Genomic DNA, 18,473 nt, shown 5'->3' with positions numbered 1-18,473 from the left:
CGATTCTCTCCTTCTTCGATCACCGCCAATCTGGCCCCTCAGCCTGAGGCCTGACTGACGGCGGCGGATGAACCGCGTCAGCTTGCCGTCAGGAACGGGTTTGCTGCGAAGGGCCGGGCGCACCATGTGCGGTCTTGCCGCCGCGAACCTGTCCAGCCCCGAGCTGGGCGTGGCGGTCGCAAGGTCGCAGTCACGCCCGGCCCGGTGGTCACGGCGCCGCCTGACGGCTGGGGCAGAGCCAAGATGATGAAGGCGCAGGCCAATGGCGCCCTGATGCCGACCAAGGGGGTGGCGGCGATGATCGTCATGCGGTCGCGGCCGCAGGGCGTGGTGACCCGCGACATGGTGATCCCGCCCGACAGCGTCGAACTGCAGGGCAGGGCGGCCATGTCGGAGGATGCGGCCCATCCGGGTGTCGATGTCGGATCCGGCAATGCCCGTGTCGAGATCGTTGACGCCATGCTGTCCGGCCTGTGGCTGAATGCGGGCGGCCAATCCGCAGCCGGGGCGGCTGCGCGTCCTTTGCCGATCCCCAGGCGCGGGCGATCATCGCGGGTCTGGGCATCGGTCCGGATGCTGATTCCGCTGCAGGCAGGGCCGCGGAAGGCTGATGCCGGGAGAGGTTGAGTCTCCGGCGGACGAGGCGGAGGCCTGGCACCGTGCTGATACTGCACCCGGGCCATGAGGGTGGGGGCTGGACCGCCACGCGGCAGGAAAACCGCCGGAACCGGAGAAGGGGGGCGGCTTTCGGCCAGCACGACAGGATGGCAGTTTCGCACCGGGCGGCGAGTGAGGCCACGAAGGCCGCTGGCCCGGAGAGCGGCGGCGCGGAGTTCCGGATCGTCTTTGACGCAACCCGGCAGGGGCGGATGGGCTCTTCCCCCGGGGCAGCGATCACCGGCACAGTGGGCGGCAGACCCTGGCTGCCTGCAATGCCGGAACTGTGCCCGCTGTCATGCGAGAATCAGGCAGACGCGGTTCAGGTGCGGGACCGAAGGCGGGCCTCATCCTCGAATGGCTGCGCAATCCGCACCCTGCACCGGGCTCGACGCGGGTTCCGATGCCGTCAGAAGGGGCGCTTGCCGATGCTGGAAATCGTCGCCGAGATGAAGACGCCGGTGGCTGCACCATCGAACAATGGGCAACACTTGGAAATGGCCTGTGGGCTGGCACATCGGAGCGGTGCCTGGACACCGCTTTTCCCGGCAGGGAAAGCCACAGGCCACAGGTCCGGGACAGGCATTTCCTGACCGCCCGATCCATCGGGAGTCAGGTCTGCTTTCCGGGGTTACCCGCCTCGAACGGCGGGCACAGGATGCGTGTGCCGGACAATAAGGAATCGATCGGCAGGCAGCCCGATCGCAGAGAGGCGGGACATCGGTTTCTTGCGGTCAGCACGACTGGTGCCGGACGCAAAAGAATGCACCCGGCATGCGGACATGCCGGGCGCTGGTCCAGGTCGGATTGCGGGCGTCAGACGAAGAACTGGCCGCCGTTGGCGCTGATCGTCGATCCGGTGATGAAGCCGGCCTCATCCGAGGCGAGGAAGACGACGCAGCGCGCGATTTCCTCGGGCTCGCCCAGGCGCCCGACGGGAATCAGCGGGATGATGCGCTCGTTCAGCACCTTCTCGTCGATGGCGCGGACCATCTCGGTGCCGATATAGCCCGGGCAGATGGCGTTCACGGTGATGCCGGCGCGGGCGCCTTCCTGCGCCAGGGCCTTGGTAAAGCCCAGATCGCCCGCCTTGGCCGCCGAGTAGTTCGCCTGGCCGGCCTGGCCCTTCTGGCCGTTGATCGAGCTGATGTTGATGATGCGGCCGAATTTGCGGTCGCGCATGCCGTTCCAGGCCGGGTGGGTCATGTTGAACAGCCCGGTCAGGTTGGTGTCGATGACCTCTTTCCACTGCTGCGCCGTCATCTTGTGGAACATGGCGTCGCGGGTGATGCCGGCGTTGTTGACCAGCACGGCAATCGGGCCGAGTTCATCCTCGACCTGCTTGATGCCCGCGGCGCAGGCATCATAATCCGCGACCGACCATTTGTAGGTCTTGATGCCGGTTTCCGCGGTGAAGGCGCGGGCTGCATCGTCGTTGCCGGCATAGTTCGCGGCGACGGTGTAACCTGCCTCTTTCAGTGCTTTCGAGATCGCCGCGCCGATACCGCGCGAGCCGCCGGTCACAAGGGCCACTTTAGCCATGTCATTCCCCTTTGAGATGATCGTGAAATAGTGTTACCGATACCGGGTTGCGCGCGCAAGATCATTGCGCGCGCATCTCCGGTCAGCCGCGCTCGAGGCAGAGGGCCACGCCCATGCCGCCGCCGATGCACAGCGTCGCCAGGCCCTTCTTCGCGTCGCGGCGCTTCATCTCGAACAGCAGCGTGTTCAGGATGCGGCAGCCCGAGGCGCCGATCGGGTGGCCGATGGCGATGGCGCCGCCGTTCACGTTCACGATGGCCGGGTCCCAGCCCATGTCGCGGTTCACGGCGATGGCCTGGGCGGCAAAGGCCTCGTTGGCCTCGACCAGATCCAGGTCACCGACCGCCCAGCCGGCCTTTTCCAGCGCCTTGCGGCTGGCCGGGATCGGGCCCGAGCCCATGATCTGCGGATCGACGCCGGCGGTGGCATAGGAGGCGATGCGCGCCAGGGGCGTCAGGCCGCGGCGGGCGGCTTCGGCCTCGGTCATCACCAGCACGGCGGCGGCGCCGTCATTCAGGCCCGAGGCATTGCCGGCGGTGACGGTGCCTTCCTTGCTGAAGGCCGGGCGCAGCTTTTCCATGGCCTCAAGCGTGGCGCCGTGACGGATGTATTCGTCATTCTCGACCACGGTGTCGCCCTTGCGGCCCTTGATGGTGACGGGCACAATCTCATCGGCAAAGCGGCCGGCCTTTTGCGCGGCTTCGGCCTTGTTCTGCGAGGCGACGGCAAAGGCGTCCTGTTCGGCGCGTGAGATGCCCCATTTCGCGGCCACGTTCTCGGCGGTGGTGCCCATGTGATAGTTGTTGAAGGCGTCCCAGAGGCCGTCGCGGATCATGGTATCGAGCATCTTCATGTCGCCCATCTTCTGCCCGGCGCGGATATAGGCGGCATGCGCGGCCAGCGACATCGATTCCTGACCGCCGGCGGCGACCACCGAGGCGTCGCCCAGGATCACCTGCTGCGCTGCCAGCGCAACAGCACGCAGGCCCGAGCCGCAGACCTGGTTGAGGCCCCAGGCCGCGGCGCCCTGGGCATAGCCGGCATGGATGTGCGCCTGGCGGGCGGGGTTCTGGCCCTGGGCCGCAGTCAGCACCTGGCCGAGAATGGTCTCGGACACTTCGGCCGGGTCGATGCCGGCACGTTCGGCGATGGCCCGAAGGACGATGGCGCCCAGTTCATGCGCGGGCAGGTTAGCATAAGAGCCCAGAAAACTGCCGACAGGGGTGCGGGCAGCGGAAACGATCACGGCTTTGGTCATTGCAGGCTCCTTCATTGAGGCCGGAAACGCGACTATCCGCGTTAACTCGCCGTTTCGTGCCGTCACGTCAAGCGGCGTCACGATGTGGCGACCGTGCGCCGCCGGTCATGGCGGCGCCCGGACCGGTCCCGGGGCGGCGCGGCGTCAGTGGCGGCTGGCGGCCGAATGCGGGGATTTCCATGGCGGCACGATGGTCGGCGCGCCGAAATAATAGCCCTGCAGGCAGTCGATGCCCATGTCGATGAGGAACGCCGCCTCATCAGCGGTCTCGACCGCCTCGGCGACGGTGAACATGTCGAAGTGATGGGCGATGGACTGCAACGCCCGGGTCAGCACCTGGTTGTCGCGATGGGCGCCGATCTCGCGGATGAACTGCCCGTCGATCTTGATCATGTCAAAGCAGAAATCGCGCAGATAGCGGAAGGATGTATAGCCGGCGCCAAAGTCGTCCAGCGCGAAACTCACGCCATGTCCCTGCAATTCCTGCATGAATTGCTCGACCAGTTCCGGCATGCCCATGGCCGAGCTTTCAGTGATCTCGAGGATCAGCCGCTCGCCGATGCTTTCGCCCTGGCCGATGCCCTCGCGCAGGGTGCGCAGCCAGGCCGGATAGCCGATCGAGCGCGCCGACATGTTCACCGAAAGCCGCAGCGAGGGTTCCTCGGCCAAAGTCTTCAACCCCAGCGACAGCGACAGGCAGTCGATCTGCCGCCCCAGTTCCGTGGTTTCGGCAAGCGGCATGAAATCGCGCAGGGGCACGATGCGGCCGGTCTCGTCGATGATGCGGATCAGCCCCTCGTGGAAGGCCACATGTTCGGGCCGGTCGGCCTGCACCACCGGCTGATAGGCCAGAACCGCATCCCCGCGCGCGACCGCGCGCCGCACCGCGGCCATGGTCAGGCGGGCCTGCTGCTCGACGGCGAAATCCAGCGGGGATCCGGTTTCATCGGGCGAATCGTAGTGATCGGTCATGCCAAGACTCCTGTCATCGGCGAAACTCTGGCCATCATCTCCTAAGATCGCGTAAATCCCCGATGGTTTCTCCAGACAAGGTTAACGGCAGATGACCCAGGACCAACGCTGCGGCTGGTGCGGCACCGACCCGCTTTACATGGCCTATCACGACGAGGAATGGGGCGTGCCCGAACATGACCCGCGCGCGCTGTGGGAAAAGCTGGTGCTGGACGGGTTCCAGGCCGGGCTGAGCTGGATCACCATCCTGCGCAAGCGCGACGCCTTCCGCGAGGTCTTCGAGGGCTTCGATCCCGAACGCGTCGCCCGCTGGGGCGAGACCGAGATCGGCGCCGCCTTGCAAAATCCCGGCATCATCCGCCACCGCGGCAAGATCGAGGCCGCCGTCACCGGCGCCCGCGCTTACCTCGACATCGAGGCCACCGAGGGCTTTGCCCCCTTCATCTGGTCCTTTGTGGATGGCGCGCCGATCCAGAACTGCCGCATCTCTCTGGCCGATGTCCCGGCCCAGTCACCGCAATCGCGGGCCATGGCCAAGGCCCTGAAGCAGCGCGGCTTCAAGTTCTGCGGCCCGGTCATCACCTATGCCTTCATGCAGGCCTGCGGGCTGGTCAACGATCACCTGGTGACCTGTCACTGTCATGCCAGGATCAGGGCGCTGTCGCCTGCCGGATAAGCGTCTTGGAGGCCTCAGAGGCCCAGTCGGCGCCGCCCATCAGCCGGGCGATCTCATTGCCGCCGCGGTCGATCAGCACCGTCACCGGCATGCCCATCACCCCCATCTCGCGCGCCAAGGCCTGGCGGGGGTCCAGCAGCACCGGCAGGTTCTTGACCTGCGCCTCGGCGAGGAATTTCTCGATCGCCGGCGGCGGGTTGTGGCCGGCGGCGATGGTCACGACCTGAAAATCCTCGCCCCCCAGTTCGGCCTGCAGCGCATCCAGCGAGGGCATCTCCTCGCGGCAGGGGGCGCACCAGGTCGCCCAGAAGTTCAACAGCACCACCTTGCCCCGGTAATCGGCCAGAGAATGCGTGCCGCCCGCAGGATCGGTGAAAGTCGTCTCGGGGACCGGGGCCGCTTCGGATTGCAGCAGTTTCGCCAGACCTCCGTCATGCGCCGCCTGCCAGTCGATTTCCCCGGCAAGCGCACCATTTGCACCGATCAGCAGTGCCGTATAAACAACCAGCGAACGCAGCATTCATTCCCCCCGAAGGACCAGCCATGACCGAGCAGCCCAGCCGCACCGCCAACCAGATGTGGGGCGGACGTTTCGCCGCCGGGCCGGATGCGATCATGGAGGCGATCAATGCCTCGATCGGGTTCGACCGGCGGCTCTATGCCCAGGACATCCGGGGCAGCCGCGCCCATGCGGCGATGCTCGCTGCACAAGGCATCATCAGCAGTAGCGATGCCGAGGCGATCGGGGAAGGGCTGCTCACGGTCTTGTCAGAGATCGAGGCGGGCGATTTCCCTTTCTCGACCGCGCTCGAGGACATCCACATGAATGTGGAATCGCGCCTGAAAGAGGTCATCGGCGAGCCGGCGGGCCGGTTGCACACGGCGCGGAGCCGCAACGATCAGGTGGCGACGGATTTCCGGCTTTGGGTGCGCGACCAATGCGACGCCGCCATTCAGGGGCTGGACGTGCTGATCCGCGCGGCCCTGTCGCAGGCGGAAAAGGGCGCCGATTGGGTGATGCCGGGGTTCACGCATCTGCAAACCGCACAGCCAGTCACCTGGGGCCATCACATGATGGCCTATGTCGAGATGTTCGGCCGTGACCTCTCGCGCTTTCAGGATGCGCGCAGGCGGATGAACGAATCACCTCTCGGCGCGGCGGCGCTGGCGGGGACGGGCTTTCCGATCGACCGCGAGGCGACGGCATCGGCGCTGGGGTTCGAGCGGCCGATGGCCAACAGCCTGGACGCGGTCAGCGACCGCGATTTCGCGCTGGAATTCCTGTCGAGCGCCGCGATCTGCGCCGTGCACCTGTCGCGTCTGGCCGAAGAACTGGTGATCTGGTCCTCGGCCCAGTTCCGTTTCGTCACCATGTCGGACCGATTCTCGACCGGCTCCTCGATCATGCCGCAGAAGAAGAACCCCGATGCGGCGGAGCTGATCCGCGCCAAGATCGGGCGCATCCTCGGCGCGGCCGTGGCGCTGTTCGTGGTGATGAAGGGGCTGCCGCTCGCCTATTCCAAGGACATGCAGGAGGACAAGGAGCAGGTCTTTGACGCCGCCGACAATCTGATGCTGGCCTTGGCCGCGATGAGCGGGATGCTCTCGGACCTGACCGCCAACCGCGACCGGCTGGAGGCTGCGGCGGGGGCGGGCTTTTCCACCGCCACCGACCTTGCCGACTGGCTGGTGCGCGAGGCCGGGCTGCCCTTCCGCGAGGCCCATCACGTCACCGGCGCGCTGGTCGCCATGGCCGAGAAATCGGGCGTCGATCTGCCGGAACTGACGCTGGCGCAGATGCAATCGGTGAACTCCGCGATCACCGAGGACATCTTCGGCGTGCTGGGCGTGCATAACTCGGTCGCCTCGCGCATGAGCTATGGCGGCACCGCGCCCGCGCAGGTGCGCGCCCAGATCGCGCGCTGGAAGGAGAAGCTGGCATGAGACATCCGTTCTTGCTGGCGGCCCTCGCCCTGATGCTGGCGGCGCTGGCCGCCTGCGGCGTCGATGGCCCGCCGACGCGGCCCGAGCCTGCCGCCCAGCCCGGCATCCATGTCAGCGGCGAGGCGCGGGTCGGTGTCGTCTCAAGGCTCTGACCTGACGCCCTTGCGGCTGCTCTGGCTGGCCTTGGCCGTGCTGGGGGCCGTCATCGCGCTGTGGCGCGGCGAGGTACTTTGGCACGGGCTGCGCGGGGGCGAGATCGTCGCGCAAATCACGCTGGCGCTGTGGTGCCTGGTCGAGACCACGGTGCGGCGCAACTGGCTGGCGCTGCTGACCTTGCCGGCGCTGGCGCTGGGCATCGGCGCGGCGCTGCCGCTTTATCTGTTCATCCGCTCTCGCAGGATCATCTGATGGATCATTTCAATTATGTGGACGGGGTGCTTCACGCCGAGGACGTGCCCTTGGCCCGCATCGCGGCCGAGGTCGGAACCCCGGTCTATGTCTACTCCGCCGCCACTCTGACCCGGCATTTCAAGCTGTTCCAGCAGGCGTTGGCCTGGACGGATCATCTGGTCTGTTTCGCGGTCAAGGCGAACTCGAACCTGGCGGTGCTGAAGCTCTTGGGTGATCTGGGCGCGGGCATGGATATCGTGTCGGGCGGGGAATATGCGCGGGCGCGGGCGGCGGGTGTGCCGGGCGAGCGGATCGTGTTTTCCGGCGTCGGCAAGCTTGAAGCCGAGATGCGCATGGTGCTGGAAGGCGGCATCCGCCAGTTCAACGTGGAATCCGAACCGGAGCTGGAATTGCTGTCGCGGGTGGCGTCCTCGATGGGCGTCATGGCCCCGATCGCGGTGCGGGTGAACCCGGATGTGGACGCCAAGACCCATGAGAAGATCGCGACCGGGAAGTCCGAGAACAAGTTCGGTATCCCGATTGCCAAGGCGCGCGAGGTCTATGCCCGCGCGGCGGCGCTGCCGGGGATCGAGGTCGTCGGCATCGACATGCATATCGGCAGCCAGTTGACCGATCTGGAGCCCTACCGCCAAGCCTATGCCAAGATGGCCGATCTGACCCGGGCGCTGCGGGCCGGCGGGCATGACATCCGGCGGCTGGACATGGGCGGCGGGCTGGGCATTCCCTATCGCCGCGACAACAACGCGCCGCCCCTGCCGATCGAATACGGGCAGGTGATCCGCGACGCGGTGGCGAGTCTCGGCTGCGAGATCGAGATCGAGCCGGGGCGCAATATCGCCGGCAATGCCGGGATCCTGCTGTCCAGCGTGATCTATCTGAAAGAGGGTGAGGGCCGGGACTTCCTGATCCTTGATGCCGCCATGAACGACCTGATCCGCCCGGCGATGTATGCGGCCCATCACGACATCGTGCCGGTGGTCGAGCCCGCGCCCGGTGCGGCCGTCGCGCCCTTCGATGTCGTCGGCCCGGTCTGCGAGACCGGCGACACCTTCGAGAAGGCGGTGGAGCTGCCGGCCTTGGCGCCGGGGGATCTGGTGGCGCTGCGCTCGGCCGGGGCTTACGGGGCGGTGATGGCCTCGGAATATAATTCACGGCCGCTGGTGCCGGAGGTGCTGGTCTCGGGCGATCAATTCGCCGTCATTCGCGCGCGACCGACGCTTGAGGAAATGCTGGGACGCGATACCATTCCTGCATGGCTTTGACCCTGCATCCCCGCGATGTCGCAGCCGGGGGTTTCACACCCCCGGACCCCCGTGGAGTATTTTGCGAACGAAGAATACGGGGGCGTCACCATGGTCCCGCCTGAGCCTTTTCGCGTCAGGCGGGCGGTCGGGCTGACCCGCGCCGGCATGTGGTGGGAGGAGATCGCCCGCGCCTTCTGGCCGGCGGCAGTGGTTCTGGCGCTGGCTGCAGTGGCGCTGGCCTTTGGCCTGGCCGAGGTCCTGCCCCCGCATGCGCCGTTCTGGGGTGCCGTGCTGGTGCTGCTGGTGGCGGGGCTTGCCGCGCTGCGCGGCATGCGGCGGTTTCGCCTTCCGCAGGAGCGGGCAGCGCGGTCGCGGGTGGATGCGACCCTGCCGGGGCGGCCGCTGACGGCACTGCGCGACCGCATGGCGCTGGGGGCGGGGGATGCCGGGGCCGACGGGCTGTGGCGGGCGCATCTGCGGCGCATGCGCGCCCAGGCCCTTGCGGCGCGGCCGGTGGCGCCGGATGCGGGGCTGCGCTGGCGCGATCCGCTGGCGCTGCGGCTGGTCGGGTTGGTGGCCTTGGCCATGGCGCTGGTCTTTGCTCCGGCCGGGCGCTTTGGCGCCGGAATTGCCGCCCTGGGTGCGGGTTTTCGGCCGGTGCTGCCGGCGGCGACCGGCGGTCCGGGCACGCCCTCATGGGAGGGATGGGCCGAGCCGCCCGCCTATACCCGACGCCCGACGATCTATCTGAACGGCCTGCCCGAGGGCGAGGTGCTGGAACTGCCCGAGGGCACGCGGCTGAGCTTTCGTCTTTATGGCGAGGGGCTGGCGCTGGTTCAGGACATCGGCGCCGCGCGCGATGATGCCGATGCCCGCGCCCCCGAGATCGCCGCCGAGCGCAGCGGTGTCGTCGAGATCGCAGACCGGCGCTATGACATCGCCGTGTTGGCCGATGCCGCGCCGGAGGTGGCGCCGGGCGTGGCACCGCAGCGGCGTGCCGACGGGCGCCTGGTGCAGGAATTCACCGCCCGCGACGACAATGGCATCGCCTCTGGCGAGGCCGAGATCGTGCTGGACCTTGCGGCGGTGGATCGCCGCTTTGGCCTGACGGTCGAACCGGAACTGCGCGAGCCGCTGCTGCTGGAACTGCCGTTGCCGGGCTCGGGCAGCCGCAAGGACCTGCGCGGGCGGCTGACGGCGGATCTGTCGCGCCACCCCTGGGCCAATCTGCCGGTTACGGTGGCGCTGCGGGTCGAGGACGGCATCGGCCAGCAGGGCAGGGCCACGCCTTTGCACATGGTGCTGCCGGGGCGGCGCTTCTTCGACCCTCTGGCGGCGGCGCTGATCGAGCTGCGCCGTGACCTGCTGTGGTCGCGGGCGAATGCCGCCCCGAGCGCGGAGGTGCTGCGCGCCGTCCGCTGGCAGCCCGAGGGCTTCATGGACGGCGAACTGGCCGGCGGCTTGCAGGGCGTGATCGCGCGGCTTGAGGCCGGCGATCTGGACGACCCGGCCCGCAACAAGCTGGCGCAGGCGCTGTGGGACGCGGCCGTGGCGCTTGAGGATGGCGGCCTTGCCGACGCGCTGGCGCGCATGCAGCAGGCGCAGGAGCGGCTTTCGGAGGCGATCCGCAATGGCGCCAGTCCCGACGAGATCCGGCGCCTGATGGACGAGCTGCGCGCGGCGACCGACGCCTATACCGACATGCTGGCGCAGCGCCAGCAGGATCCGGCCGAGCGGTTCGACCGCTCGCCGCAGGACCGCCAGCAGATCACCGGCGACCAGATCCGGCAGATGATGGACGAGATCCAGCGCCTGATGAACGAGGGCCGCATGGCCGAGGCGCAGGAACTGCTGGAGCAGTTCAACCGCATGATGCAGAACCTGCAGGTGACGCGATCCGAGGGCGGCGAGGGCAGCGGCCAGCGGCCGATGAACCGCCTGGCCGAAACGCTGCGCGAGCAGCAGAAGCTGGCCGACGAGGCCATGCGCCAGATGCAGGACCAATACGGCCAGTGGCAACCCGAGACCCCGCCTGGCCAGGCGGACGGCGACCGGCAGGGTGGTGACAGCCTGGCCGAGCGCCAGCGCGCGCTGCGCGAGGACCTGGGGCGTCAGCGCGGGCTCTTGCCGGGCCGCGGCACCGCCGAGGGCGAGGAGGCGCGCCGCCAGCTTGACGAGGCCGGCCGCGCCATGGAGGGGGCCGAGCAGGCGCTGCGCGAGGGCGATCCATCGGGCGCGATGGAGCGGCAGGCGCAGGCGATCCAGTCCCTGCGCGAGGGCATGCGCGCGCTGGGCGACATGACGGCCGAGAACCGCGCGCCGGGGCAGCAGGGCCGCTCGCCGCAGGCCGGCGAGCAGGGCGAGGGCGAGGGTCCGTCGAACAGCCCCGGCGGCCGGCGCGGCCTGGCGCAGGCCCGTGATCGCGGGCCGCAGACCGACCCGCTGGGCCGGGCGCTTTCGGGCGACGGCTCGGCGATCACCAGCGGCGATCCCCTGGCCGAAGGGCCCGATCCGGCGCGCAAGGCCCGCGACCTGCAGGACGAGATTCGCCGCCGCAGCGGCGAGCGCGCGCGGCCGCAGGACGAGCGCGACTATCTGGGGCGGCTGCTCGACCGCTTCTGATCACTCGCCCAGGATGCGGTCGTGCAGCCAAAGCCGGCCGCGGTCCACCTGACGGCGCATGTCGTCGAGCGCCCCGCCCTCCTTGCCCGGGGCGGGGCGCGGGGCCAGCGCATAGGCGGCCAGCAGCCCCAGCGCCAGCAGCAGTGCAAGCCCGAGGCCCGAGGCATAGCCGCGGCGCCGGGGCGGCGGTGCGGGGGCGGGGGCGGCGACCTGCAGCGCCGGGGCGGGGGGAGGGGCTGCGGGTTTTGTCTGCTCGCCCGGGTCGGGGCGCAAAAGCAGATGCGGCTCGGCACCGGGGGCGTCTTTGGCCACGTTCTCGGCCAGGTCCTCGGCGGCGGGTGCGGAGGGGGCCAGGGTGGCGGCCAGCAGGGCGGCGTCGGGCAGCGATGCGGGTGCGGGCTCAGCGGGCTGCGCCTCGGGCGATCCGGGTGTGGCTGGCGTCCCTGCGGCCCCGGGCTCATCGGGTTCATTTGGCGTGGCGGGGGCGACGCTGGCCAGGGTGCTGTCCAGAGCCGGGCCTGCGTCGGCGGGCTCGGTGTCCGGTGCCTCGCGGGCGCGCAATTCGCGCGCCGTCTCCTCGCGCAGGATCGAAAGAATCGAATCGTCCAGCGGCCGGTGCAGGCGCGGCCGCGCCCCCGCGTCGAAGGCAGCCTCGGGCCCGGCATCGGCGGCTGCGGGCGCCGGCTCGTGCCAGACATGGCCGCAGGCCGAGCATTCGACCTCGCGCCCGCTGGCCGGGATGGCCGAATCCGCGATCTGATACTGGGCGCGGCAGCTGGGGCAGGTCAGGCGCATGGCTGGTCTTTCTTGGTCGTTTCTGCATGGGAACCGCGATGCGGGTATCTCGCATTCGGCGCGCGAGTGTTCTATCAAGCGTTGAACCGCGCGCCAAGCAACCCGCGCGGAAGGGGGCGCGACGTGATCGAGATGCAGAACCTGTCCTTCGGCTATGGCGGCGCCGAGCCGCTCCTGGCCGAGTTGTCGCTGACGCTGCAGCCGGGCTCGTTCCATTTCCTGACCGGGCCTTCGGGGGCGGGCAAGACCACGCTGCTGCGGCTGTGCTATGCCGATCTGCTGCCCAGCAGCGGGCGCATGACCGCCTTTGGCCAGGATGTCAGCACGCTGGACCGCGACGGCATCGCGGCGCTGCGCCGGCGGGTCGGCGTGGTGCTGCAGGACGCGCCCTTCCTCGACCATCTGCCGGTGGCCGAGAACATCGCCCTGCCGCAGGTCGTCGCCGGCGAACAGGTGGACATGGCGGCGCTGGGCGACCTGCTGGCCTGGGTGCAGTTGGCCGGCCAGGCCCGCGCCATGCCGCCGGCGCTGTCGGGGGGCGAGCGGCAGCGCGCGGCGCTGGCGCGCGCAGTGATCATGGCCCCCGACCTGATCCTTGCCGACGAGCCGACGGGCAATCTGGACTGGGAGATGTCGATGCGGCTTTTGCAGCTGCTGATCGAGCTGAACCATTCCGGCAAGGCGGTGCTGATCGCCACGCATGACATGAACCTGATCCGCGCCGCCAAGCAGCAGGTGCAGGCGCGGGTGCTGCGCATCGCCGGCGGCCGGCTGCAACTTGCGGGGATGGACCTGTGAAGAAACCCGATCTGAAATCGCTCGACCTTGCGGCGCTGTGGCGCGGGCTGACCCGGCCCGATCCGGCGGGCACCGACCGCGTGGTGCCGCCGACCGGCCATACCGCGCAGTTGACGCTGTTTTCCGCCGGGGCCATGGCGTTTCTGGCCGTCTTTGCGCTGGCGCTGGCGCTGGCGACCGGGCGGCTGGCCGACCGCTGGTCGCAGGAACTGGCGCAGACGGTGACGGTGCGCGTCTCGGCCCCGGCCGAGCGCATCGACGAGGCCAGTGCCCGCGTCCTCGAGGTGCTGCGGACCACCCCGGGCGTCGCCGAGGCGCGGCCGCTTTCGGATGCCGAGGTGGAAAAGCTGCTCGAGCCCTGGTTCGGCCCCGATGTGCCGGTCGAGGCGCTGCCGGTGCCGCAGCTGATCGAGGTGGCGCGCGCCCCCGAGGGCTTCGATTCCGCGGCGCTGCGCCTGCGCCTTGAGGGCGAGGTGCCCGAGGCGGTGTTGGACGATCACACCGGCTGGCGCCAGCCGCTGGTCTCGGCCGCGCGCCGGCTGCGGCTGATGGGGCTGGTGTCGCTGCTGCTGATCGGCGCCACATCGGCGGCGATGATCACCCTGGCGGCGCGTGCGGCGCTGGCGGCGAACGGGCAGGTGATCCGGGTGCTGCGCCTGATCGGCGCGCGCGACATCACCATCGCCACCGCCTTCGTGCGCCGCTTTACCCGCCGTGCCGCGCTGGGCGCCGGCGCCGGCACGGTGCTGGGGATGCTGGCGGTCTGGCTGCTGCCCTCGGCCGATCCGGCGGGCGGCTTTCTGACCGGGCTCGGGTTTCAGGGCTGGGGCTGGCTGGCGCCGCTCATGATCCCGCCGATCGCGGCGGGCATCGGCTTTGCCGCCACGCGCTCGGCAGCGCTGAAGATGCTGCGCGGGGTGCGGTGATGGACCGCTATCATCCGCGTCCGACGTCGGCCCTGGATTGGCTGCGGGTGGCGATCTACTATCTTTACATCGCGCTGGCGACGGTGGTGCTGGGGCTTTGGGGCCTGCCGCAGGCGCTGCGCGGGCGCAAGGCGGCGCAGCGCGTGGCAACGGTCTGGCTGCGGCAGATGATGGGCGCGGCACGCCTGATCCTGGGCGTCAGCGTCGAGGTTCGGGGCACGCCGCCCGCCGGCGACTGCCTGATCGCCGCCAAGCATCAAAGCTTTCTGGACATTCTGGCGCTGGCCCAGGCCTGCCCGGGCCGCGCCTTCGTGATGAAGCGCGAGGTGATGCGCGTGCCGATCATGGGCTGGTTCGCGCGTCAGGTCGGCTCGATCCCGATCGACCGCGCCCGCGGCAAGGACGCGATGAAGCAGATCGCCGCCGAGGTCGCCGCCGCCCACGCCCGACCCGAAGGGCTGGGCCAGCTGATCTTCTACCCCGAGGGCACGCGCACCCGGCCCGGACAGACCGTGCCCTACAAGCATGGCGTCGGCTCGATCCAGCGCCTGACCGGCCTGCCCATCGTGCCGGTGGCGGTGAATTGCGGGCTGTTCTGGCCCAAGCGCGGCTATCCGATCCGCCGCGGCACCGCGATCATCGAATTCCTGCCGCCGATGCTGCCCGGACCGCGCGCCTCCGAGGTCATGGAGACCCTGGCCGAGCGCATCGAGGGCGCCAGCGACCGGCTGCTGGACGAGGCGGGCTTTCAGCGCTGAGGCGCGGGCGGGCCATGGCGCCGCCGCAGGAACAGGGGAAAGGCCATGTGCCCGATCATCGACATCGACCAGGTCTCGAAACGCTACGACAGCGGCACGGTGGCGCTCAGCGACGTGTCGCTGCAGATCGCCGAGGGCGAGATCCTGGCGCTGCTGGGCCCGAACGGCGCCGGCAAGACCACGCTGATCTCCATCGTCTGCGGGCTGGTGGTGCCGACGGGCGGCACGGTGCGCGTCGGCGGGCATGACATCGGCCGCGACTGGCGCGCCGCGCGCAAGCTGATCGGGCTCGTGCCGCAGGAGATCGCGCTCGAGCCCTTCGAGAAGGTCATCGATTGCGTGCGCTTTACCCGCGGCCTTTACGGCGCGCCCCCGGACGAGGCCTATCTGGAACGGCTTTTGCGCAGCCTGGCGCTGTGGGACAAGCGCCACGCCCGCACGCGCGAGCTGTCGGGCGGCATGAAGCGGCGGGTGCTGATCGCCAAGGCGCTGTCGCACCAGCCGAGGGTGCTGTTTCTGGACGAGCCGACGGCGGGCGTCGACGTGACGCTGCGCCGCGAGATGTGGCAGGTGGTGCGCGAACTGCAGGCCCAGGGCGTGACCATCATCCTGACCACGCATTACCTCGAGGAGGCCGAGGACATGGCCGACCGCATCGGCGTCATCAACCGCGGCCGGCTGCGGCTGGTCAAGCCCAAGGCCGAGCTGATGGGCGAGTTCGGCAAGAAGCACCTGACGATCCAGCTGCAGGCGCCGCTGCCCATGCTGCCGGCATCGCTGTCGGGGCGCGGGCTGACGCTGTCGCCGGACGGGCTGAACCTGGGTTTCGACTATGACACCAGGGCCGAGCGCACTGGCATCGCCCGGCTGCTGGCCGAGATCGCCGAACAGGGCATCGGCGTGCGCGATGTCGCCACCAGGCAAAGCAGCCTCGAGGACATTTTCATGTCGCTGCTGGCCGAGGAGGAAGGGCGATGAACTGGCGTTCGGTCCGCACCATCTTTGGCCATGAAATGGCGCGGTTCTTTCGCACCATCTGGCAATCCGTCGCCTCGCCGGTGCTGTCCACGGTGCTGTATTTCGTGGTCTTCGGCGCGGCGATCGGCGGGCGCATCCAGTCGGTCGAGGGCGTGGGCTATGGCGCCTTCATCGTGCCGGGACTGATGATGCTGACCGTGCTGCAGCAATCGGTCAGCAATGCCAGTTTCGGCATCTATTTCCCCAAGTTCTCGGGGACGATCTATGAATATCTGGTGGCGCCGACCGGCTGGATCGAGGTGGCGCTGGGCTTTGTCGGCGCCGCCGCCGCCAAGGCGGTGCTGATCGCGCTGATCATCCTGCTGACCAGCTTCTGGTTCAACGGCGCCCATATCGCGCATCCGTTCTGGATGCTGGCCTTCCTGCTGCTGACCGCGCTGGCCTTCTCGCTTCTGGGGTTCATCATCGGGCTTTGGGCGAAGAACTTCGAGCAGTTGCAGATCGTGCCGATGATGGTGATCACGCCCCTGGTGTTTCTGGGCGGCGCCTTCTATTCCTCGTCGATGCTGCCGCCCTTCTGGGAGGCGGTGGCCAAGCTCAACCCGGTGCTCTACCTGATCTCGGGGTTTCGCTGGGCGTTCTTCGACCTTGCCGACGTGCCGGTGGGGTTGTCGCTGTTCGCGGTCGTGCTGATGATCCTGGTCTGCATGGCGGTCATCCGCCGGATCTTTCTGACCGGCTGGCGGCTGCGGGAGTGAGGGTTCCGCGGGCGCAGGGGTAATCCCCCCATTTTCTGCGGGGTGCATCCGTAGAATTCACGCGGCCATCTTCAGTTTCTGGGCGGGTGTGATACCGCCGTTGCCCATGTTCGGGCGGTCGTTGTTGTAAGTCCAGAGCCATTGCGTGGCGAAGTCCTGGGCCTCCTCGATGGTTTCGATGATGTATTGGTCCAGTCATTCGTGCCGTAACCGTGCGGCCTGACCGCCCTGCCGCGGCGTGAGAGTGCCGGATAGTGTCCACTATCGATGGTGGACACTATGGTGATGGCGTGGCGCGTCGGACGAAGCGGCTCTGGACGGATGATGAGAAGCGGTCGATCTGTTTCCAGACGGCTGCACCGGGTGTTTCGGTTGCCCGGGTGGCGCGGCGCTACGCGGTGAACGCAAACCTGACCTTCAAGTGGCTGCGCGATCCCCGTTATGCGCCGGACCCTGCCGCGATGGTGTCGCCTGGGGAGGAGCCGCGCTTTCTCCCGGTGGAGATCGTCGCGGAGGCGACGAAGCCCTTGGCCGCACCTGTCGCCGACAATCACATCGAGATCGAGTTGACCGGCGGGGCCCGGATGCGGATCAGTGGCAGCTATGATCCCGAGGCATTGGCACGGCTGATCCGGGGTCTGACGGCGTGATCCCGGTTCCGGCCAGCACGCGGGTCTGGCTGGCGGCGGGCGTCACCGACATGCGCAAGGGCTTTGCGGCTTTGGCGGCGCAAGCCGAGGCCGTGCTGAAGCAGGACCCGTTCGCCGGGCATCTGTTCGTGTTCCGGGGCCGTCGCGGCGATCTGGTGAAGGTGATCTGGTGGGACTGGCAAGGGGCCTGCTTGTTCCTGAAGCGGCTGGAGAAGGGCCGGTTCGTCTGGCCCTCGGCGAAGCAGGGGAAGGTGGCACTGACGCCCGCGCAGTTGTCGATGCTGCTGGAAGGGATCGACTGGCGGGCGCCGGAGCGGACATGGCGGCCCTTGGCAGCGGGATAATCTATTCGCCCTTCAATCACTGATTCCAACAGGGAATACAGTGGGATAAACTTCTTGCATGCTGGATCAGACCCTGACCTTGCCGGAAGACCCCGAGGAGCTGCGCAGCTTCACCGCGCGGCTTCTGGCCGCACCACCCGGCACGGGGGTTATGCGCTGTCGATCTGAAGCGTCCCGGGTTTCCCGGAGGTGGTTTCATTCGGGTCATGCGACCATATCGTGGGTCTCGCTGGCTGCATAGTAGTTCGCCTTGGCTTCGGCCGGCGGGATGTGGCCGATGGGGCCGAAGAGGCGGTGGTTGTTGAACCAGTCTACCCAGCACAGGGTCGCCATTTCGACCGCCGAAGCATTCGGCCAGGACCGCCGCCGCCAGATGATCTCGGCCTTGTAGAGGCCGTTTATGGTTTCGGCCAAGGCGTTGTCGTAGCTGTCGCCGACGCTGCCGACGGACGGGACGAGATTGGCCTCGGCCAGACGCAGGGTGTAGTTCATGGCAAGGTATTGGCTGCCCCTGTCGCTGGGGTGGATCAGATTGTCCTCCGGGCCGGGCCGGCGCGCATGGATTGCCTGCTCCAGAGCATCGAGGACGACGCCCGCGGTGGCCGTGGTGCTGACCTTCCAGCCGACGATCCTGCGGGCAAAGGCGTCGATGACGAAAGCGACGTAGGCGAACCCCGCCCAGGTATGGACGTAGGTGAAGTCGACGACCCACAGCGAGAGTGTCCGATCTTCTGTGTATCGATGATCCGGTCCATGCTTCACCGAAAGGAAGCATGCATGACGATCTCCAAGGAAATACTGGACGCGCTTCTGAAGGGCGTTGAGCGCCCCGAGGATTTTTTCGGCGATTTCGTGCTGATGAAAGAGCTGAAGATCCGGCTGATGGAACGGATGCTCGGGGCCGAGCTGACGGCGCATCTGGGCTATGAAGAGGGCAAGGACGCGCCCCCGGGACAGACGAACCGGCGGAACGGCTCCACGACGAAGGTGCTGAAGGGCCAGGACGGCGAACTGCCGGTGGCGGTGCCGCGCGACCGCGACAGCAGCTTCGAGCCGGAACTGGTGGGCTATGGCTGAAAATGGGTGATGGGGCCTGAGAAGGCGGCGTATCGTGGCGGGTGTCGAAGCCTGCCAGAACCT

20 protein-coding genes and 2 pseudogenes are annotated in these 18,473 nt (G+C 68.4%); 15 read left to right on the top strand and 7 right to left on the bottom strand.

Annotated elements, in window-relative coordinates:
- Positions 1-243 precede the first annotated feature (243 nt).
- Complete coding sequence (locus tag WMK75_RS08120; RefSeq protein ID WP_347267172.1) at positions 244-627, top strand: hypothetical protein; 384 nt, start codon at positions 244-246, stop codon at positions 625-627.
- A gap of 846 nt (positions 628-1,473) precedes the next feature.
- On the opposite strand, the gene phbB is transcribed toward WMK75_RS08120, so the two are convergent.
- The 3 genes from phbB to WMK75_RS08105 all read right to left on the bottom strand — a co-directional run bounded on the left by phbB (position 1,474) and on the right by WMK75_RS08105 (position 4,429).
- Positions 1,474-2,199: an acetoacetyl-CoA reductase gene (gene phbB, locus WMK75_RS08115; RefSeq protein WP_347267171.1), complete on the bottom strand. Its 726-nt coding sequence runs from the start codon at positions 2,197-2,199 to the stop codon at positions 1,474-1,476.
- A gap of 82 nt (positions 2,200-2,281) precedes the next feature.
- The gene (locus tag WMK75_RS08110; RefSeq protein WP_347267170.1) at positions 2,282-3,457 is read right to left on the bottom strand and encodes an acetyl-CoA C-acetyltransferase; all 1,176 of its coding nucleotides are present in this window, start codon (positions 3,455-3,457) and stop codon (positions 2,282-2,284) included.
- A gap of 144 nt (positions 3,458-3,601) precedes the next feature.
- Positions 3,602-4,429 carry an EAL domain-containing protein gene (locus WMK75_RS08105; RefSeq protein WP_347267169.1) on the bottom strand — a complete coding sequence of 276 codons (828 nt, stop codon included), beginning with the start codon at positions 4,427-4,429 and terminating at the stop codon, positions 3,602-3,604.
- A gap of 91 nt (positions 4,430-4,520) precedes the next feature.
- Here WMK75_RS08105 and WMK75_RS08100 point away from each other — a divergent pair, with 91 nt between their 5' ends.
- Positions 4,521-5,105, top strand: coding sequence for a DNA-3-methyladenine glycosylase I (locus WMK75_RS08100; RefSeq protein WP_347267168.1), 585 nt, complete (start codon positions 4,521-4,523; stop codon positions 5,103-5,105).
- Here WMK75_RS08100 and WMK75_RS08095 read toward each other — a convergent pair.
- On the bottom strand, positions 5,080-5,625 hold the full coding sequence (locus WMK75_RS08095; RefSeq protein ID WP_347267167.1) for a TlpA disulfide reductase family protein: 546 nt from the start codon (positions 5,623-5,625) through the stop codon (positions 5,080-5,082). The genes WMK75_RS08100 and WMK75_RS08095 overlap by 26 nt on opposite strands.
- 23 nt (positions 5,626-5,648) lie before the next feature.
- On the opposite strand from WMK75_RS08095, the gene argH reads away from it, so the two are divergent.
- The 5 genes from argH to WMK75_RS08070 all read left to right on the top strand — a co-directional run bounded on the left by argH (position 5,649) and on the right by WMK75_RS08070 (position 11,326).
- The gene (gene argH, locus WMK75_RS08090; protein WP_347267166.1) at positions 5,649-7,049 is read left to right on the top strand and encodes an argininosuccinate lyase; all 1,401 of its coding nucleotides are present in this window, start codon (positions 5,649-5,651) and stop codon (positions 7,047-7,049) included.
- On the top strand, positions 7,046-7,201 hold the full coding sequence (locus tag WMK75_RS08085; protein WP_347267165.1) for a hypothetical protein: 156 nt from the start codon (positions 7,046-7,048) through the stop codon (positions 7,199-7,201). The genes argH and WMK75_RS08085 overlap by 4 nt, the downstream gene beginning before the upstream one ends.
- The gene (locus WMK75_RS08080; protein ID WP_347267164.1) at positions 7,182-7,457 is read left to right on the top strand and encodes a DUF2834 domain-containing protein; all 276 of its coding nucleotides are present in this window, start codon (positions 7,182-7,184) and stop codon (positions 7,455-7,457) included. Before WMK75_RS08085 ends, WMK75_RS08080 begins: the two co-directional genes overlap by 20 nt.
- Positions 7,457-8,722 (top strand): diaminopimelate decarboxylase, encoded by a 1,266-nt coding sequence (gene lysA, locus WMK75_RS08075; RefSeq protein WP_347267163.1) that lies wholly within the window; start codon positions 7,457-7,459, stop codon positions 8,720-8,722. Before WMK75_RS08080 ends, lysA begins: the two co-directional genes overlap by 1 nt.
- Before the next feature lie 90 nt (positions 8,723-8,812).
- Positions 8,813-11,326 carry a DUF4175 family protein gene (locus WMK75_RS08070; RefSeq protein ID WP_347267162.1) on the top strand — a complete coding sequence of 838 codons (2,514 nt, stop codon included), beginning with the start codon at positions 8,813-8,815 and terminating at the stop codon, positions 11,324-11,326.
- On the opposite strand, the gene WMK75_RS08065 is transcribed toward WMK75_RS08070, so the two are convergent.
- The gene (locus WMK75_RS08065; protein WP_347267161.1) at positions 11,327-12,121 is read right to left on the bottom strand and encodes a zinc-ribbon domain-containing protein; all 795 of its coding nucleotides are present in this window, start codon (positions 12,119-12,121) and stop codon (positions 11,327-11,329) included.
- Positions 12,122-12,244: 123 nt separating this feature from the next.
- On the opposite strand from WMK75_RS08065, the gene WMK75_RS08060 reads away from it, so the two are divergent.
- From WMK75_RS08060 to WMK75_RS08040, 5 genes are read left to right on the top strand one after another with little or no spacing between them, the layout of a single operon-like run.
- Complete coding sequence (locus WMK75_RS08060) at positions 12,245-12,919, top strand: ATP-binding cassette domain-containing protein (protein ID WP_347267160.1); 675 nt, start codon at positions 12,245-12,247, stop codon at positions 12,917-12,919.
- Complete coding sequence (locus WMK75_RS08055) at positions 12,916-13,845, top strand: cell division protein FtsX (RefSeq protein ID WP_347267159.1); 930 nt, start codon at positions 12,916-12,918, stop codon at positions 13,843-13,845. The genes WMK75_RS08060 and WMK75_RS08055 overlap by 4 nt, the downstream gene beginning before the upstream one ends.
- A complete protein-coding gene (locus tag WMK75_RS08050) occupies positions 13,845-14,603 on the top strand; it encodes a lysophospholipid acyltransferase family protein (RefSeq protein WP_347267158.1) in 759 nt (252 codons plus the stop codon). Before WMK75_RS08055 ends, WMK75_RS08050 begins: the two co-directional genes overlap by 1 nt.
- 45 nt (positions 14,604-14,648) lie before the next feature.
- Positions 14,649-15,581: an ABC transporter ATP-binding protein gene (locus WMK75_RS08045; RefSeq protein WP_347267157.1), complete on the top strand. Its 933-nt coding sequence runs from the start codon at positions 14,649-14,651 to the stop codon at positions 15,579-15,581.
- Positions 15,578-16,339, top strand: coding sequence for an ABC transporter permease (locus tag WMK75_RS08040; protein WP_347267156.1), 762 nt, complete (start codon positions 15,578-15,580; stop codon positions 16,337-16,339). Before WMK75_RS08045 ends, WMK75_RS08040 begins: the two co-directional genes overlap by 4 nt.
- 57 nt (positions 16,340-16,396) lie before the next feature.
- Here WMK75_RS08040 and WMK75_RS08035 read toward each other — a convergent pair.
- Positions 16,397-16,549: pseudogene (locus WMK75_RS08035) on the bottom strand (integrase core domain-containing protein); the annotation flags it as partial.
- Positions 16,550-16,593: 44 nt separating this feature from the next.
- On the opposite strand from WMK75_RS08035, the gene WMK75_RS08030 reads away from it, so the two are divergent.
- On the top strand, positions 16,594-16,989 hold the full coding sequence (locus WMK75_RS08030; protein ID WP_347267155.1) for a transposase: 396 nt from the start codon (positions 16,594-16,596) through the stop codon (positions 16,987-16,989).
- On the top strand, positions 16,986-17,333 hold the full coding sequence (tnpB, locus tag WMK75_RS08025; protein WP_347267154.1) for an IS66 family insertion sequence element accessory protein TnpB: 348 nt from the start codon (positions 16,986-16,988) through the stop codon (positions 17,331-17,333). The genes WMK75_RS08030 and tnpB overlap by 4 nt, the downstream gene beginning before the upstream one ends.
- 204 nt (positions 17,334-17,537) lie before the next feature.
- Here the strand turns inward: tnpB and WMK75_RS08020 are convergent.
- A pseudogene (locus WMK75_RS08020) lies at positions 17,538-18,152 on the bottom strand (IS3 family transposase); the annotation flags it as partial.
- Between WMK75_RS08020 and WMK75_RS08015 the strand changes: the two are divergent.
- On the top strand, positions 18,075-18,410 hold the full coding sequence (locus WMK75_RS08015) for a transposase (protein WP_347267153.1): 336 nt from the start codon (positions 18,075-18,077) through the stop codon (positions 18,408-18,410). The pseudogene WMK75_RS08020 and the gene WMK75_RS08015 overlap by 78 nt on opposite strands.
- Positions 18,411-18,473 lie beyond the last annotated feature (63 nt).

The sequence above is a fragment of the Paracoccus sp. (in: a-proteobacteria) genome, from assembly GCF_039808215.1.
GTDB lineage: Bacteria > Pseudomonadota > Alphaproteobacteria > Rhodobacterales > Rhodobacteraceae > Paracoccus.
This window is presented reverse-complemented; position numbering and strand designations above follow the sequence as displayed.

Bases quoted from the DNA above. Each gene is read 5' to 3' on its own strand.
- WMK75_RS08120 (WP_347267172.1), top strand. From the start codon at position 244: ATGATGAAGGCGCAGGCCAATGGCGCCCTGATGCCGACCAAGGGGGTG.
- phbB (WP_347267171.1), bottom strand. From the start codon at position 2,199: ATGGCTAAAGTGGCCCTTGTGACCGGCGGCTCGCGCGGTATCGGCGCG.
- WMK75_RS08110 (WP_347267170.1), bottom strand. From the start codon at position 3,457: ATGACCAAAGCCGTGATCGTTTCCGCTGCCCGCACCCCTGTCGGCAGT.
- WMK75_RS08105 (WP_347267169.1), bottom strand. From the start codon at position 4,429: ATGACCGATCACTACGATTCGCCCGATGAAACCGGATCCCCGCTGGAT.
- WMK75_RS08100 (WP_347267168.1), top strand. From the start codon at position 4,521: ATGACCCAGGACCAACGCTGCGGCTGGTGCGGCACCGACCCGCTTTAC.
- WMK75_RS08095 (WP_347267167.1), bottom strand. From the start codon at position 5,625: ATGCTGCGTTCGCTGGTTGTTTATACGGCACTGCTGATCGGTGCAAAT.
- argH (WP_347267166.1), top strand. From the start codon at position 5,649: ATGACCGAGCAGCCCAGCCGCACCGCCAACCAGATGTGGGGCGGACGT.
- WMK75_RS08085 (WP_347267165.1), top strand. From the start codon at position 7,046: ATGAGACATCCGTTCTTGCTGGCGGCCCTCGCCCTGATGCTGGCGGCG.
- lysA (WP_347267163.1), top strand. From the start codon at position 7,457: ATGGATCATTTCAATTATGTGGACGGGGTGCTTCACGCCGAGGACGTG.
- WMK75_RS08070 (WP_347267162.1), top strand. From the start codon at position 8,813: ATGGTCCCGCCTGAGCCTTTTCGCGTCAGGCGGGCGGTCGGGCTGACC.
- WMK75_RS08065 (WP_347267161.1), bottom strand. From the start codon at position 12,121: ATGCGCCTGACCTGCCCCAGCTGCCGCGCCCAGTATCAGATCGCGGAT.
- WMK75_RS08050 (WP_347267158.1), top strand. From the start codon at position 13,845: ATGGACCGCTATCATCCGCGTCCGACGTCGGCCCTGGATTGGCTGCGG.
- WMK75_RS08045 (WP_347267157.1), top strand. From the start codon at position 14,649: ATGTGCCCGATCATCGACATCGACCAGGTCTCGAAACGCTACGACAGC.
- WMK75_RS08040 (WP_347267156.1), top strand. From the start codon at position 15,578: ATGAACTGGCGTTCGGTCCGCACCATCTTTGGCCATGAAATGGCGCGG.
- WMK75_RS08015 (WP_347267153.1), top strand. From the start codon at position 18,075: ATGATCCGGTCCATGCTTCACCGAAAGGAAGCATGCATGACGATCTCC.